Source organism: Sediminibacterium sp. FW305-C-49, from assembly GCF_058231085.1.
In genome coordinates this window covers 189961-206430 of sequence record NZ_JBIQXS010000002.1, presented here as the reverse complement: position 1 = coordinate 206430, position 16470 = coordinate 189961, and the positions used below count along the sequence as shown (strand labels likewise).

The window sequence follows — 16470 nt, the reverse complement described above, 5'->3', positions numbered from 1 at the left end:
ATTTAAAATCCGGAACATGGAATTTCGTATTGAAAAAGACACCATGGGTGAGGTTAAGGTACCTGCTCATGTTTACTGGGGTGCACAAACCCAGCGCAGTATCGATAATTTTCGTATTGCCCAGGACATCAATAAAATGCCCAAAGAAATTATTCAGGCATTTGCTTACCTGAAGAAAGCCGCTGCACTCACCAATGCCGATGCAGGTGTTTTACCACAGGAAAAAGCAGAGCTGATTGGCCAGGTTTGCGATGAAATACTCGCAGGTAAATTAGATGACCAGTTTCCTCTCGTGGTTTGGCAAACAGGTTCTGGCACGCAGAGCAATATGAATGTAAATGAAGTAGTAGCTTATCGCGGTCATGTAATGAAAGGTGGCAACCTGAGTGATAAGGATAAATTTTTACACCCGAATGATGATGTGAACAAATCACAATCATCCAACGATACATTTCCAACGGCCATGCATATTGCTGCCTATAAAATTTTGCTGGAAGTAACCATTCCAGGTATCAAAAAATTAAGGGATACACTGGCAGCAAAAAGCAAAGCATTTATGCATGTGGTAAAAATTGGCCGCACCCATTTTATGGATGCCACTCCACTTACCCTCGGACAAGAGATCAGTGGTTATGTAAGTCAGTTGGATCATGGTTTGAAAGCCATCCACAACAGCCTGGCACATTTAAGTGAGCTTGCACTGGGCGGTACTGCTGTAGGTACGGGCATCAATACACCAAAAGGATATGATGTAAATGTGGCGAAACATATTGCCAACTTAACAGGTTTACCTTTTGTGACTGCTGAAAATAAATTCGAAGCACTGGCCGCACACGATGCCATCGTAGAAGCCCATGGTGCTTTGAAAACAGTGGCAGTGAGCCTCATGAAAATCGCTAATGATATCCGTATGTTGAGTTCAGGACCCAGAAGCGGTATCGGTGAAATATTTATTCCTGATAATGAACCCGGTTCTTCCATCATGCCAGGTAAGGTAAATCCTACACAGTGTGAAGCCTTGACCATGATTGCGGCACAGGTAATGGGTAATGATGTGGCCATTAATATTGGCGGTGCAACAGGCCATTTTGAACTGAATGTATTTAAGCCGGTAATGATTTATAATTTCTTACACAGCGCAAGACTGATTGGCGATGGTTGTGTAAGCTTTAATGATAAATGTGCCGTAGGTATTGAACCATTGGAAGCCAACATCAAAAAACACGTTGATAATAGCCTGATGCTGGTTACTGCCCTCAATACCAAAATCGGTTATTACAAGGCCGCAGAAATTGCACAGAAAGCCCATAAGGAAGGAACAACACTCAAAGAAATGGCTGTTAAACTGGGTTATCTTACACCTGATGAATTTGATGCCTGGGTTATTCCGGGAGATATGGTAGGTGAGATTAAATAGTTGTAGTATTTTTTGAGCCGCAGATTCGCAGATTAAAATCAAAATCTGCGAATCTGCGGCTCAATTATTTTATGGTCCAGAAAATCCTACGTTTATTGCCCATATACTTTCTTTCCACCACTATAAGTTGCTTTTACCTTCACCTCTAAAATTTTCTCTGGCGCTACTTTCATCAGGTCCTGATCAAGGATTATGAAATCAGCTTTTTTCCCTTTCTCCAAACTACCTATTTCATTTTCCATAAAACTGGCTTTTGCCGCCCAGATGGTCATACCCCGAATGGTTTCTTCGCGTGTAAGTGCATTCTCCATCTGGAACCCATTTTCAGGATAACCCTTAGCATCTTTTCTTACCACAGCCGCAAGGAAGGTTTTGAAAGGAGAAATATCTTCCACCGGAAAATCGGTACCCAATGGAATCCACCCATTCTGCTGCAGCAATTGTTTAAAAGCATACGCTCCTTTCACCCTTTCTGCGCCCAATCTTTCACCAGCCCAATACATATCGCTGGTTCCATGTGTAGGTTGAACAGAAGGAATAACACTTGCACTGGCAAACAAACTAAAATCATCCGGATGAATCACCTGTGCATGCTCGATGCGCCAGCGTTTATCATTTTTTCCACCCAAATATTTGTTGTAGATATTCAGTACTTCCCGATTGGCACTATCGCCAATAGCATGGGTACACATTTGAAAATCTGTTTTAGAAAGAACAGATGCCAATGAATCGTAGTGGTTTTTATTTCTCAACAGAAAACCCGACCAGTCTTTTCTGTCGCTGTATGGCGATAATAAGCAAGCTCCCCTGCTACCCAATGCCCCATCGGCATATACTTTAATGCCTTTTACAAAAAGCCTGTCTGTTTTATAAGGGCCTTTTGCAAGAAATTTTTCATAGTTCGAAGCGTCATCACTCAGCATCACGTACAAACGCATATTGAGTTTACCTTCTTTCTGTAAAGTATCAATCGCTTCAACATCTGTATAATGTAATCCGCAATCTGTAATGGTGGTTAACCCCTGTGCAAAACAGTTTTTCTCTGCCGCCTGTAACCATTGTACATAGGTTTGTTTATTGGGTGCAGGAATTTGTGCATATACCCTGTTGTCGGCATTATCAATCAAAACACCAGTCAACACTCCGTTTTTTACTTCGATAGAACCACCTACTATTGTCTGTCCGGCTTTAATACCTGCCAGGTCCAACGCTTTCTGGTTGGCAATGGAAGCATGTCCGTCTACACGTGTCAGTACCACAGGTTTGCCGGGAAATAAGCGATTCAATTCTTCATTGGTAGGAAAACTTTTGCCGGGCCAGCGGTTCTGGTCCCATCCCCTGCCCTGTATCCAGTACAAATCAGGATGCTCATCAGCAAAGGCTTTTACACGGGCCACTGTTTCTTCCCAGGTATTGGTTCCAAACAGATCAACCTGGAAAAGTGAGCGACCATATCCTACAAAGTGCGCATGTGCGTCTATCAAACCCGGGAAAACAGCTTGTCCGTCCGCATCAATCATCTCATTCGCCTGGTACTTTTTCATGATCACCTCATTCGTACCTGTCTCTATAATCACACCATCTTTAATAGCCATGGCTTCCGCAGTAGTAAAAGCTGAATCAACCGTGTAAATCACTGCATGATGAATGATAGTATCTGCTTTTTTACTGGTACAGGCAGTTAGCAGACATAGAAGGATAATGTAAAAGACATTCCTCATAAGTTTGGGTTTGGTTAGTAAGTAGGGAAAGATAATAAATCTGTAGGATTGAGAGTCCGAAAGTCGGTGAGTCCGGGGTCAGAATACATAAAAATGAACTGTCTACAAAAACTTACTATAGATAAATAAAACGCTGCCGGGCTTGCCGACGCCGGACTTCCGTATTATCGAAGTAAATCACAAGGCTTTAACCCCGTATGTTTTTTAAACGCTGCAGAAAAATGTGAAATGGAAGAGTAACCAAGTAAGGCCGACACATCTGTTACGCTTAACCCTTTTTCATAAAGAAGATATTTGGCATGTTCCATTCTTTGTTGCTGATAGAAATCGAAAATGGTGGTACCGAAAACTTCTTTAAACCCTTTCTTCAGGTAACACTCATTCATGGCTACTTTTCGGCTCAATTCCTTGATGGTAATGGGATCGCCAATATGTTGCAGCAAAATTTCACGCGCCTGGTAGATACGGTCACGACCGCTTTCATCGGCCAGGAATTTACAGGTAAACCCTTCTTCTTTTTCGTCTACCAGGCAGTCTAAACTGTACAATAACAGTTCATGCACTTTGGCATTCACAAAAATATTTTCAAGGGCTCCTGTATAACTATGGTTCAGCAGTGCGTCGAGTGAATTCCTTTTTCTGTTACAAAGCGGGAACACCTTGGTAAATGCATGGGGATGTTTAAAGGCCAGTACTTCATCTTTCCGGTTGCTCAGCTTTACATTGTGTACAAACTGGTGCAGGAAAGTGGAGGTAAAATGAAAAGTAAATACATCAACCGTCTGGTGTTTGCCACTACAATTATTGGTTGGCAATTCGGTGCATTGGGCACAGCTCTTTTCGGCACAGTAGCGGTTACCGGTAGTACAATAACGCAGTTCGAGATAATTGTCTTCGGGTTTACGGCTGTTATAATGGTAAACCATCATACCGGTATCGTCGGCTACCCAGGGATGCTGGGCATAATAGCGCCTGATATTGTAATGTATAGAGCCTGGAATATGCTGTTGTTTCTGGTACAACAGGTCCATGGTAGGTTCAATTCCACCTTTATTCGCCACCCTCAATATATCCATTACTTCCACCATTACCTGCAAAATTAATGTATAAACATCAAATTAACGTGAACAGTTACAGCATGGATGTCATAACACTGTAAAAAAGCCCTTTTTTAACAAGTCGGAAAAGCGTTCAAAATGTGGAAAACCAGGGCCTTTTTTAACCGGAAAACAGCCTTATTTTCATTAGCTTTGTCCACCTGCGAAATTTCACTTAAACACAGGATTCACAAGCATTTATGGATCAGGAACAATTGAACAGTAACGAGGCACAGAATAAGAATTATGGTGCCGACAGCATACAGGTTTTAGAGGGTTTGGAAGCGGTTCGGAAAAGACCGGCCATGTATATTGGCGATGTGGGAGTAAAAGGCCTTCATCACCTGGTATATGAAGTAGTGGACAACTCGATCGATGAGGCCCTTGCCGGTTATTGTAAAAATATCGGCGTAACCATTCATGAAGATAATTCCATCAGCGTACAGGATGACGGTCGTGGTATTCCTACCGCCATGCACAGCAAAGAAAAAAGAAGTGCACTGGAAGTGGTAATGACCGTTTTACACGCAGGGGGTAAATTCGACAAGAACACCTATAAAGTGTCTGGCGGTTTACATGGTGTGGGTGTGAGTTGCGTAAACGCATTAAGTACCACTTTGCATGTAACCGTTCACCGTGAGGGAAAAATATTTGAACAGGAATACAAAATCGGTGTTCCGCAATATGCGGTTCGCGAAATTGGTACCAGTGCCATCACCGGTACACATGTTCGTTTCTGGCCCGATGCTACCATCTTTCAGGAAACAGTATACAAGAAAGACATACTGGAAGGCCGCTTGCGCGAACTGAGTTACCTCAATAAACGCATCAGCATTACCCTTACCGACTTACGTGAAAAAGACGAGGAAGGTAATGTGTATTCCAAGAATTTTTATAGTGAAGGAGGCATTACCGAGTTTGTTCAGATGCTCGATAAAAATGGCCACCGCACACCTATTATTGCTCAGCCATTATATGTTGAAGGACATGATGAAACCACCAATGTGGCTGTAGAAGTAGCACTTACTTATAATGATGATTTCAAAGAACACATTTTCTCTTACGTAAATAACATCAATACCATTGAAGGTGGTACTCACGTAACCGGGTTCCGCCAGGCATTGACAAGGGTATTTAAAAGTTATGGAGATAAGGAAGGATTATTTGAAAGAGCCAAAGTACAGGTAGAAGGTGATGATTTCCGTGAAGGATTGAGTGCCATTATTTCAGTAAAAGTTCCAGAGCCACAATTTGAGGGACAAACCAAAACCAAATTGGGTAACAGTGAAGTGAGTGGTGTGGTGCAAACAACGGTAGCGAGGGTACTTGAAGCATACCTTGAAGAAAATCCGAAAGAAGCCAAACATGTTATTTCCAAAATCATCCTCGCTGCACAGGCAAGGGTGGCGGCTAAAAAAGCCCGCGACATGGTACAGCGTAAAACGGTGCTTACAGGTGGCGGTCTTCCGGGCAAACTGGCCGATTGCAGTGAGCGTGATCCACAGAAATGTGAGTTATACCTGGTGGAAGGAGACTCTGCAGGTGGTACTGCCAAACAGGGTCGCGACAGAAGTTACCAGGCCATTCTTCCATTGAGAGGTAAAATCCTGAATGTGGAAAAAGCAATGGAGCACAAGATTTATGAGAACGAGGAGATCAGGAATATGTACACCGCATTGGGTGTAACAGTAGGAACACCTGATGATCCGAAAGCATTGAATATTACCAAACTGCGTTACCATAAACTCATCATCATGACGGATGCCGATGTGGATGGTTCGCATATTGCCACGCTGATTCTCACTTTTATCTTCCGTTACATGAAAGAAATGGTAGAGCAGGGTTATGTATACATTGCCCAACCACCGCTTTATCTCGTGAAGAAAGGAAAAGAACAGCAGTATGCTTATAATGAGGAGCAAAGAAAAATGTGGATTGAAAAATTAGGGGGCGGAAAAGATGACAGTGTAACCATTCAGCGATACAAAGGTTTGGGTGAAATGAATGCAGACCAGTTATGGGAAACCACCATGGATCCTTCCCGCCGTACACTTAAACAGGTGACCATCGAAAGTGCTGCAGAAGCCGATCGTATTTTCAGCATGCTCATGGGCGATGAAGTAGCCCCACGCCGCGAATTCATTGAAAGTCATGCGAAGTACGCGAAGATAGACGTATGATTTTAGTGAGGAGTGAGTAGTCAGTAGTGAGTGCAGCAGCACTTTACTGACTACTCACTATTCACTACTCACTCCCTTCCCTTGTGGATTACTATTTTACCCTTCCTTTTTGATTTTCAACAAAAAACAGTAAGTTGTGGTAACATAACCCGTTGTTTATTTACTAACACATTAAATTCAAAGAAAATGGACACATCAAAAATGATCAAGGCATACTGTCTGAAGACTAAAGAAAAGAATGTTCCCATGCAGGATGCTGTGATCACCAAAACCGCTCGTGGTGGCTATATGGCTGCAGGGCATGATGGTAAAGGAAATAAAATGGCAGCCATTTTAGGTGAAGCCAAGGCGCTGCAAGCCATTGCTGATGGTGTTGCGAAAAAAGGATTCTAATTGGTTGCCCTCAATTTATTGAAGCCGTCTTGTTAAATACAAGACGGCTTTTTTGTTTCTCACAAATCTATCTTATAGATTTTATCGTTTATAGGTCTTAAATATTGAACCTATGAACCTACTGTTGACCAAAAAAAGCCTGTCCGGCTTTTCATTAGCAATTTTGCTCTGTTTACTTAATACGAGTTGCACAAAAGACTTAGGTAATTCAAGTACAGTCCCTGAACCACCCGTGTTTATGTCTTCGACAGGTCCGGATATTACCTTTTATGGCCTTACAGAAGATGGCAAATTAAACAGGTACAATGCTAAAGCCCCTGCTACGGTTGAAGCATCTGTTACAATAAATGGCCTGGCTAGTGGAGAACGTTTATTAAGTATTGATTTCAGACCTGCAACCATGCAATTATATGGTCTATCCACCAACAGCAGGTTATATGCAATCAATATCTCAAATGGTACAGTAACCGGCATCGGCAGTGCAGCCTTCACGCCAGCCATAAGCTCAACCGTTGCCAATATTGATTTTAATCCAACCGTAGATCGCATCAGACTTGTAACACATACCGGACAGAATTTACGCCTGCATCCTGAAACAGGCGCTGTTGCTGCAACAGATGGCAATATCAATGGAGGCGTTAATCCCTCTATCACATCAATAGCATATACAAATAGTAGATCAGGTGCTACTGCAACAGATTTATACGACATAGATATTGTACAAAAAAAATTATACAAACAAATTCCTCCAAACGATGGCACGCTGGTTGAAGTTGGGGGTTTAGGAATAGATTATGTAGGAAAAAGTGGATTTGATATTAGTCCAGACAATATGATTTCTCTGGCAACTTTTACACAGGCATCTAAAACCAGGCTTTATAGCATCAACCTAAATTCAGGTGCAGCAGTATATATAAACGAAATAGCTGCTAACCTGTTGGATATTGCCATCCCTACCTTACCTGTAGCATATGGTGTAGATGAAGCAAACATGTTGATGATTTTTGATCCAACAAAACCACAAACCATGGTAAGCAAAGCCATCACTGGGTTAGCCGTGGGTGACCTGGTTCAGGGAATAGATTTCAGACCTGCTAATGGACAACTCTTCGCTTTTGCTGTGGGTACTAATGGCAACGGAAAGCTTTATACAATCAACACCTCATCTGGAGCTGCAACAGCGGTAGGCACAGGCTTTTCAGTTGACGCCAATGCTACTGCCTGGGGTTTTGATTTTAACCCAACAGTTGATCGGATCAGATTAGTGAGCAATACAGGGCAAAATTTACGACTCAACCCAAATGATGGAACCATTGCAGCTACAGATGGTAATATTAATCCTGGTTCACCCATGGTCTCTGGTGCCGCCTATACCAACAATTTTGCAGGAACTACCAGCACCGTTTTATATGTATTCAATGGAAATAAACTGTTTAAACAAGATCCACCCAATAACGGCACTTTAGTGGAAGTAGGAAACCTTGGGGCGAACTTAGATGCACTGAATGGTTTTGATATTGGAGGCAGAACAGGTGTGGCATATGCAGTAGGAACGACAGGTACCACAACTACTATTTATACTGTAAACCTTACTACCGGTGCTTTAACTTCTGCTGGAACGATGACAACTAAACTCCGTGGTTTTGCTTTAGGGCTGGGTTTATAAAAAAAATTAAAGAGGTCTGCACAGTTGTCTGCAGACCTCTTTAGCTGATTTTCTGTTGAACTACGCCCTTGTGCATACCATCCAGGAATCGTAACATGGCATTCATGTCTTTGATATCGTCTACTACCAGCAGGAAATTCTTACCTGCCTGTTTTAATCTTGCTTTATTGGTACCGGTTTGCAAATAGGCCAACACATTTTTAAACAGGGAGGACTCGAAATAAGGCGAGTCAGGACGATTGATAAAATAACACCTTAATGTATCCTGCTTTAACGTCATTTTTTCAAATCCTATTTCAACCGCTCTCCACCTGCATCGTACAGTGGTAAACAAATCATCTACTTCGGAAGGCATAGGCCCGAAACGGTCGATCATTTCAAGATGAAATGACTGGAGTTCTTCTTCTTTCTCACAATTATCCAATCTTGAGTAAAGAGACAATCGCTCTGCTATACTTTCTACATAACTGTCCGGGATCAGTATTTCAAGATCGGTATCAATGGTACAATCACTTACATAATCATCCTGCTTACTGATTTCCTCTTTGAACAAGTCTTTGAATGAAGTACGCTTGAGTTCACGAATGGCTTCCTCCAGAATTTTCTGGTACATTTCAAAACCAATCTCGGCCATAAAGCCGCTTTGTTCTCCACCTAGCAAATTACCGGCACCACGAATGTCGAGGTCGCGCATAGCAATCTGGAAGCCACTTCCAAGATCACTGAACTGTTCCAATGTTTGCAGCCTTTTTCGGGAATCTGTTGGCAATGTACTCATTGGAGGAGCGAGCAGGTAACAGAATGCCTTTTTATTGCTTCTTCCTACACGACCTCTTAACTGGTGTAAGTCACTCAATCCAAACTGGTGAGCATTGTTTACAATAATGGTATTCACGTTCGGAATATCGACCCCACTCTCCACTATATTCGTGCATACCAGTACATCGTATTTTTTATCGATGAAATCCATGATCCTTTCTTCCAGCTCATGTCCTTCCAACTGACCATGTGCATAGCCAATACTGAGGTCTGGACAAAGCCCCTGTAACATGGCACTCATTTCAGATAAGCCCACTACCCTGTTATGAATAAAGAAAACCTGTCCGCCACGTTCTGTTTCGTAGTAAATGGCTTCTCGGATAAAATCATCATTAAACACATGAACTTCAGTCTGAATCGGTTGTCTGTTAGGTGGCGGTGTATTGATGATACTCAAATCTCTTGCACCCATCAAACTAAACTGGAGTGTACGCGGAATAGGCGTGGCTGTGAGTGTTAAACAGTCTACATTGGTTTTAAGGGTCTTCAGTTTTTCTTTATGTGCCACACCAAATTTCTGTTCCTCATCAATAATCATGACACCCAGGTCTTTGAATTTTACTTCTTTACCCAATAAACCATGTGTGCCTACAATGATATCAATCTTCCCTTCTTCTACTTTTTTAAGTGTTTCTTTTTTCTCTTTGGCCGATTTAAAACGATTGATATAATCAACCGTTACTGGAAAGTCTTTCAACCGATCTTTAAATGTTTTGAAATGCTGAAAGGCAAGAATGGTTGTTGGAACCAATATGGCTGCCTGTTTACCGTCTACAACCGATTTGAATGCAGCACGAACGGCAATTTCGGTTTTGCCAAATCCTACATCTCCACAAACTAGTCTGTCCATGGGAGAAGGACTTTCCATATCCTTCTTTACATCGGCTGTTGCCTTACTCTGGTCGGGTGTGTCTTCGTAAATAAATGACGCTTCCAGTTCTGTTTGCAGGTAATTATCGGGGGTATGCGCAAAACCTTCCTGCGCCTTTCTTTGCGCGTATAGTTTGATCAGATCAAATGCAATTTCCTTAACCTTGGTTTTGGTTTTTTCTTTCAGCCTTGCCCATACATCACTCCCCAGTTTATTGATCTTAGGTACGGTACCTTCCTTACCTGTGTACTTAGATATTTTATGAAGCGAATTGATGTTTACATAAAGAATATCACTGTCCTTATAAATAATACGGACAGCTTCTTGTAATTTACCATTTACTTCCAGTTTCTGCAATCCGCTATAAGTACCTACACCATGATCGATATGTGTTACATAGTCGCCCGGTTGCAAGTCGCGCAGGGTTTTGAGTGTGAGTGCCTTGTTTTTATTATAGGCTTGTTTAACCTTGTATTTATGGTAGCGTTGGAATATCTGGTGATCAGTGTAACAAACAATTTTGAGATCTTCGTCAATAAATCCTTCATGAATGCTGGAGGGCACCGGAACAAACTGGATTTCTGTTTTGAGGTCTGCAAAAATCGTGTTGAGCCTTTCTAATTGTTTTACCTGCTCTGCAAAAATATAGATACCATATTTTGCATTTTCATGTGCAGTGAGATCCTTGATCAGCAAATCGAACTGGCGGTTGAAAGATGGCTGTGACCGTGTATTAAATTCAATTTCGGTTTTGGCCAGTTGTGGCTTGTATCCAAACTCAACAATATGTCTGTTTGCAATTTGTTCCTGTATGGTGAAAACATTTACAAAATCACCTGCCGATACTTCTTTCAGCACACGAATATCCTCTTCTTCTTCATTTCCTTTCATCTGGTAGCCCTCTTTTAAGAGCTCGATAAAGCCAAGCATTTCATCGTATTGCTGATTTACTTTTTCCGCAATCACATCCCAGTCTTTGAGCCATACCACTGTGTTTTCATTCACAAAATCGAACAAAGAAACTTTCTCTTCTGTGCTGAACTGGGTTTCTACATTGGGTATGATATTTACCTGTAATAATTTCCTTTCACTCAACTGTGTTTCAGGATCGAATATCCGTATACTGTCTACCTCATTACCAAACAATTCTACACGGTATGGTTTTTCATTACCAAATGAATAGATGTCGAGAATCCCACCTCTTACCGCAAACTGTCCGGGTTCATATACAAAATCTGTTCTTTCAAATCCATACATCACAAACAATTCCATTAAACTATCGGGATTAATGGTATCATTTGTTTTTATAGTGATGATATTACTGCTGAGTGTTTTGGGCAGCACCACTTTTTCGAAAATGGCTTCCGGGTAAGTGACCAGTATTTTTTTGTTGCCTCCCGCAGCTAATTTGGTCAGTGCTTCTGTACGAAGCATTACATGTGAACTGTTGAGTATCCTGAAATTTTTTCGGTTTTTGAAAGAAGAAGGAAAATAAAAAAGGTCCAGCGCCTGTGTAAGATTTTCAAGTGTATTGTGAAAATAGGCTGCTTCTTCTGCATCGTTTAAAACGAGTACATGGTTTAATCCCTGGCCGGCCGGGTGCGAAAAAACAGCACTCACCACAAATTCGGCGCTACTGCCCTGTAAATTTCTTAGAAAGATTTGTTGCGGCTGGGCAAAAGAAAGCCTGTCCACCAGTTGAAAAAGGCGGGGGTTATTCTGGTACTGTTCCAACAACACATTCAGGTTCATATCTCCGTATCCTTCCCCTGATCAAAAAAGCTTTTCGCAGGGGGATGCAAAGATAACCCTGTTCTGTTAATAACTGGCGCCGGAATTGATGAGGATATTCATCGGTGTAATTTTTCCTGAATCAACTGTAACCAGTTGAATATTGTTCTGTGTGTCGAACGAATTGGCGAAAAAATAGTCCCCTTTCTTAACAAAAACCGAATAAGTACCGGTAGGTAAAGCAACAGAGTAACGACCCAGGCTGTCTGATACCACTGAAGCAACCAGTTTGCGGTTAATCGCCGTATATAAAGGAGATCCTGTTTCCAGGGTTTTTACCTGCGAAATATGGGTGGGCTCGTACACATACAAGGTGGTTGAAACAGGCTTTGGTGTAGCAGGTGGAATGCCCACTTTGGGCATCTGGTTACCCTTGATTTCGGTGATTGCACCTGAAATTCCCTGCTGTATTTCAGCCGATTGTGCCTTTTTAGCCGAAGAGCAGGCCGAAATTGTTAAAAAGACAAAAAACAGGGCAAAAAGAATATTTCTCATGCTTCACTTTGAATGGTGAAAGTATCTAATTTTAATAATATTCCCGGGCTGATGCCGGTTATCATGAAGTTAAACTAAACTATATTATGCTCAGACGATTTTTACCCTTTTTTGTTAGCTGTCTGGCAACGGCTATTATGGTCGATGCACAGGTAGCTACCAATGTTCAGGTACTGAAGAATGCGGCGCAGGGTATCAGCTTAAAAGAAAGAAGCGAATACACAAAAGCAATGTCTTTGGCCAAGCAACGCAACTGGCCGCTCAGCATCCGTTCAAAAGATGGACGGTTGGCTACACTTGTTGGTGTTGATGCTTTTAATTTCCCTAAATATTTTGTCACACAAAATAACAGTATTGCCGCTGCAACAACCCGTACAAATCAACTCTGGGCTGGTGGTGCAAGCGGATTGAATCTTTCCGGTAATTCAGCCAACATAAAAAATAAAATAGGTGTTTGGGATGGGGGCGGTGTGTTATTGAACCATGTTGAACTGACTGGAAGGGTTACACAGAAAGACAATCCCTCCACATCCGACAACCATGCAACACACGTAGCAGGTACCATGATTGCAACTGGTCTTAACCCTAGTGCTAAAGGCATGTCGCATGGTGCACAAGGTTTAATTGCTTACGACTTTACCAATAGCTACTCAGAACAGGCAACAGAGGCCGCAGGATTACTTGTTTCTAACCATTCCTACAATGTGGTTTCAGGATGGAATTTTAACGACGCACAAAACAGATGGGAGTTCTGGGGCAGACCTAATGAAACGGAAGATTATAAATTCGGCTACTATAGCTCAGATGCGCAGTTGCTCGACTCTATTGCATATAATGCTCCTTTTTACCTGATTGTAAAGGCAGCAGGAAATAATCGTGGTGAAACTGGCCCGAATGTAGGTGAACCCTATTTCCGTTTCAATGCTCAAAACCAGATGGCTGCTGCAGGTAACCGACCCAATGATCTCAGTAGTAACGACAGTTATGGAAGTATTACCTGGGATGCGAATGCTAAAAACATACTTACGGTAGGCGCAGTAAGAGGTATTCCGGGTGGTTACAATCGCCCTGAAGATGTGGTGATGAGTAGTTTCAGCGGATGGGGCCCTACAGATGACGGACGTATTAAACCCGATGTAGTAGCCGATGGTGTAAACGTTTTGTCTACTTATGCAACCGGCACCAACGGTTATTCTTCTTTGAGTGGTACTTCAATGGCTACACCCAATGCTTCGGGTTCTTTATTTTTGTTACAAGAGCATTATTCAAAATTAAAAAGTGGCTCATTTCTCAGAGCAGCCACACTTAAAGGTCTTGCTATTCATACAACGGAAGAAGCAGGTACCACACCTGGTCCTGATTACCAGAATGGATGGGGTCTGTTAAACGTACAAAAAGCAGCGGCTGTTATTTCTGCATCAGTGGCTTCAAATAATGGTACAACCAGTGAACACCTGATGTATGAAAATGTATTCAATGCAACTACCAGTTCATTCTCAACAACAGTTGTTGCTACAGGTAAGGAACCTTTGAAAGCTACTATTTCCTGGACTGATGTTAAAGGAGATGTAGATCAGATCAATGTATTGAATAATCCTGCCAGAAAACTGGTGAATGATCTTGATATTCGTATCACGAGTGGCAGCAGAACATTCAGACCATGGACACTCGACCCCGCCTTCCCGGCCAATGCCGCTGTAAAAGGAGATAATATTGTAGACAATGTGGAGCGTATTGATATTGACAGTACCGTGGCAGGTGAAACCTATACCATTACTGTAACACATAAAGGAGCTACCGGCACCCTCACTAGAGGACAACAGGCTTATTCTTTACTGGTAAGTGGTGTGGGTGGCACAGCACATTGTGCTTCGGCAGCATCTAACAGTGCTGGTGGAAGAATTGACAGCGTGAGTTTACAAACCATCCGATATGGCAATCCTGCAGGTGCTACTACTTATGTGAACAATACATCTATTGCTGCCTATATTGAGCCATCACAATCTGTTCCATTCCGTGTTCGTGTGAATAGTGCAGACGCCAGCGATGTTGATAAAATTGTTAAGCTATTTATTGATTATAATAATGATGGTGATTTTACAGATGCTAATGAACTGGTAGCAACCAGTTCAGCACTGAGAAATACACAGGTATTTACAGGATCATTTACCACACCCAGTACATTAACCATTGGAAGTACATACCGGGCAAGGGTTGTGATGGTTGAAACATCTACTGCCAGCGATGTGGTTTCATGTGGCCCTTATAACAGGGGAGAAACAGAAGATTTCAGGTTAATTGTGGTGAACCCTTCTACCGATTTTACCATTAATGAGGTCACCACTCCTTCTGTTGCTGATTGCGCAGACAATAAACAATATGTTACGGTAAACATTAGAAATAATGGTAGCGTACCAAAAAGCAATATCCCTGTTTCAGTTGAAGTAAAGAATGGCACTACTACTGTAGCAACATTCAATAGTGTTTATCCAGGAACAGTTCCCGGTTTATCGAATGCCAGTTTTACTTTGCAGACCCCATTTGTGACAACAGAGAACACAACCTATACGGTACTTGCTACAGCTACTGTAACCGGTGATCAGAATTCAGCTAATAATACGCTTACTACCAGCCTTACCATTAGCAGAAAGGCTGATAATCCTTCCATTGTTGGAACGATCTGCAATGCAACGGCATTATTAAAAGTAAATAACGCCGTTACCAATAGTAATTATTTCTGGTATAATAGTGCCAATGCTACTGCTCCATTTGCAGCAGGCACTACTGTTAGTACCACTAATATCCCCGGTAATAAAACCTTTTATGTTGCCAATGAAGTTAAAGCATCAATCGGTCCGGTTACAAAAATGGCTTACACGCAAGGTGGTTACAATAATTTCAGAGGAAACTTTGTACGCTTTAACAACAGTGTTCCACTGACCATTGAAAGTGCACGTTTATACATCGGCAATCCTGGAACAGTAGAAGTCATTGTTGCCAATCTTGGTACAGTTAATCAGGACGGAAGTTTTAGCTATATTCCTCTGGCTCGAACAACGCTGAATGTAACTGCTACACACCCCAATCCCCAACCTGCCCCCCCCAATCCAAATGGCGGCGGCACATTGGAAGTAGATGGCAATATTACAGCTGATACAGGGGCTGTCTATTATTTAAATCTTCCTGTAAATGACCCAGGGGACCATATTTTACTGGTTCTCTGTAACGAAAATGGTGCTACTATCTTTAGAAATAAAAATATTTCAGGTACAACTTACCCGATTAGCATTGCGAATGTAATGTCGATCACCGGTAACAGTGTTAATATAAATGGCACGGGTGATCCAAACCCATTCTATTATTTCTTCTACGACATGAAAATCAGAACAGGTACCAGTTGCCCCAGTAATCGTGTAGAATTGGTAGTTGCCGATGCTCCAACACCTGTTGTCACCAAAGTAGGCGATTCATTGGTGACCAGTGTAACCGGTGTATCATTGCAATGGTTTAAAGATGATGTTGGTATTCCTGGTGAAACTTCTGCCAAATACAAGCCAATTGCATCCGGCTCTTATAAAGTAGTAGTGATTGATGCACTGGGTTGCCAGAAAACATCTGCACCTTTACAGGTAACCATTACCGCATTACCGCCGGAAGTGATTGCACGTGAAATCAAGCTGAGCTTGTCGCCCAATCCGAACAAAGGAATATTCAACCTCAGTTTCGAAGTGAAAGAAAAAGCTGATCTGGCAATTGAATTGTTAAACTCAGCCGGACAAAGAGTATTCAACCAGTCCTATCCTGCATTCAGTGGTACATTCTCTAAACAGATGAATGTGGGTAATGTTAATGATGGATATTATGTATTGAAGATTCTTCATAATAAGAAGACTTACTTACAGAAAGTCATTATCATTAAATAATAAAAGCTTCAGTCAAAAAAAAGCCACTCAATTTATGTTGAGTGGCTTTTTTTATAGATCAAACTATTGCTTTTACATTCCTTTACCTTTGTAAAAA

Annotated in this window: 9 protein-coding genes; 5 read left to right on the top strand and 4 right to left on the bottom strand. The window is 41.8% G+C overall.

Features of this window, described 5'->3' with window-relative positions; genetic code table 11:
• Nucleotides 1–16: 16 nt before the first annotated feature.
• Nucleotides 17–1417 (top strand): class II fumarate hydratase, encoded by a 1401-nt coding sequence (gene fumC / locus ACH3Z1_RS08270; protein ID WP_490821418.1) that lies wholly within the window; start codon nt 17–19, stop codon nt 1415–1417.
• Between the two features lie 92 nt (nt 1418–1509).
• Here the strand turns inward: fumC and ACH3Z1_RS08265 are convergent, their stop codons facing one another.
• Both ACH3Z1_RS08265 and ACH3Z1_RS08260 read right to left on the bottom strand, forming a co-directional pair.
• Nucleotides 1510–3138, bottom strand: a complete 1629-nt coding sequence (locus tag ACH3Z1_RS08265) for an amidohydrolase (RefSeq protein WP_490821417.1) — start codon at nt 3136–3138, stop codon at nt 1510–1512.
• A 164-nt stretch (nt 3139–3302) separates the two neighbouring features.
• The gene (locus ACH3Z1_RS08260; protein ID WP_490821416.1) at nt 3303–4226 is read right to left on the bottom strand and encodes a helix-turn-helix domain-containing protein; all 924 of its coding nucleotides are present in this window, start codon (nt 4224–4226) and stop codon (nt 3303–3305) included.
• A gap of 209 nt (nt 4227–4435) precedes the next feature.
• On the opposite strand from ACH3Z1_RS08260, the gene gyrB reads away from it, so the two are divergent.
• The 3 genes from gyrB (at nt 4436) to ACH3Z1_RS08245 (ending at nt 8474) form a co-directional block, all read left to right on the top strand.
• Nucleotides 4436–6415 carry a DNA topoisomerase (ATP-hydrolyzing) subunit B gene (gyrB, locus tag ACH3Z1_RS08255; RefSeq protein ID WP_490821415.1) on the top strand — a complete coding sequence of 660 codons (1980 nt, stop codon included), beginning with the start codon at nt 4436–4438 and terminating at the stop codon, nt 6413–6415.
• Between the two features lie 186 nt (nt 6416–6601).
• Entirely contained in the window at nt 6602–6808 is a 207-nt protein-coding gene (locus ACH3Z1_RS08250; protein WP_026768059.1) for a hypothetical protein, read from the top strand.
• Nucleotides 6809–7046: 238 nt separating this feature from the next.
• Nucleotides 7047–8474, top strand: a complete 1428-nt coding sequence (locus ACH3Z1_RS08245; RefSeq protein WP_490821414.1) for a DUF4394 domain-containing protein — start codon at nt 7047–7049, stop codon at nt 8472–8474.
• 40 nt (nt 8475–8514) lie between these two features.
• On the opposite strand, the gene mfd is transcribed toward ACH3Z1_RS08245, so the two are convergent.
• Nucleotides 8515–11916: a transcription-repair coupling factor gene (gene mfd / locus ACH3Z1_RS08240; protein WP_490821413.1), complete on the bottom strand. Its 3402-nt coding sequence runs from the start codon at nt 11914–11916 to the stop codon at nt 8515–8517.
• 66 nt (nt 11917–11982) lie between these two features.
• On the bottom strand, nt 11983–12450 hold the full coding sequence (locus tag ACH3Z1_RS08235) for a peptidase associated/transthyretin-like domain-containing protein (protein ID WP_490821412.1): 468 nt from the start codon (nt 12448–12450) through the stop codon (nt 11983–11985).
• Between the two features lie 86 nt (nt 12451–12536).
• On the opposite strand from ACH3Z1_RS08235, the gene ACH3Z1_RS08230 reads away from it, so the two are divergent.
• Nucleotides 12537–16373 carry a S8 family serine peptidase gene (locus tag ACH3Z1_RS08230; protein WP_490821411.1) on the top strand — a complete coding sequence of 1279 codons (3837 nt, stop codon included), beginning with the start codon at nt 12537–12539 and terminating at the stop codon, nt 16371–16373.
• The last annotated feature ends 97 nt before the right edge of the window (nt 16374–16470 follow it).

Bases quoted from the DNA above. Each gene is read 5' to 3' on its own strand.
- ACH3Z1_RS08260 (WP_490821416.1), bottom strand. From the start codon at position 4,226: ATGGTGGAAGTAATGGATATATTGAGGGTGGCGAATAAAGGTGGAATT.
- ACH3Z1_RS08230 (WP_490821411.1), top strand. From the start codon at position 12,537: ATGCTCAGACGATTTTTACCCTTTTTTGTTAGCTGTCTGGCAACGGCT.
- mfd (WP_490821413.1), bottom strand. From the start codon at position 11,916: ATGAACCTGAATGTGTTGTTGGAACAGTACCAGAATAACCCCCGCCTT.
- fumC (WP_490821418.1), top strand. From the start codon at position 17: ATGGAATTTCGTATTGAAAAAGACACCATGGGTGAGGTTAAGGTACCT.
- ACH3Z1_RS08265 (WP_490821417.1), bottom strand. From the start codon at position 3,138: ATGAGGAATGTCTTTTACATTATCCTTCTATGTCTGCTAACTGCCTGT.
- gyrB (WP_490821415.1), top strand. From the start codon at position 4,436: ATGGATCAGGAACAATTGAACAGTAACGAGGCACAGAATAAGAATTAT.
- ACH3Z1_RS08235 (WP_490821412.1), bottom strand. From the start codon at position 12,450: ATGAGAAATATTCTTTTTGCCCTGTTTTTTGTCTTTTTAACAATTTCG.
- ACH3Z1_RS08245 (WP_490821414.1), top strand. From the start codon at position 7,047: ATGTCTTCGACAGGTCCGGATATTACCTTTTATGGCCTTACAGAAGAT.
- ACH3Z1_RS08250 (WP_026768059.1), top strand. From the start codon at position 6,602: ATGGACACATCAAAAATGATCAAGGCATACTGTCTGAAGACTAAAGAA.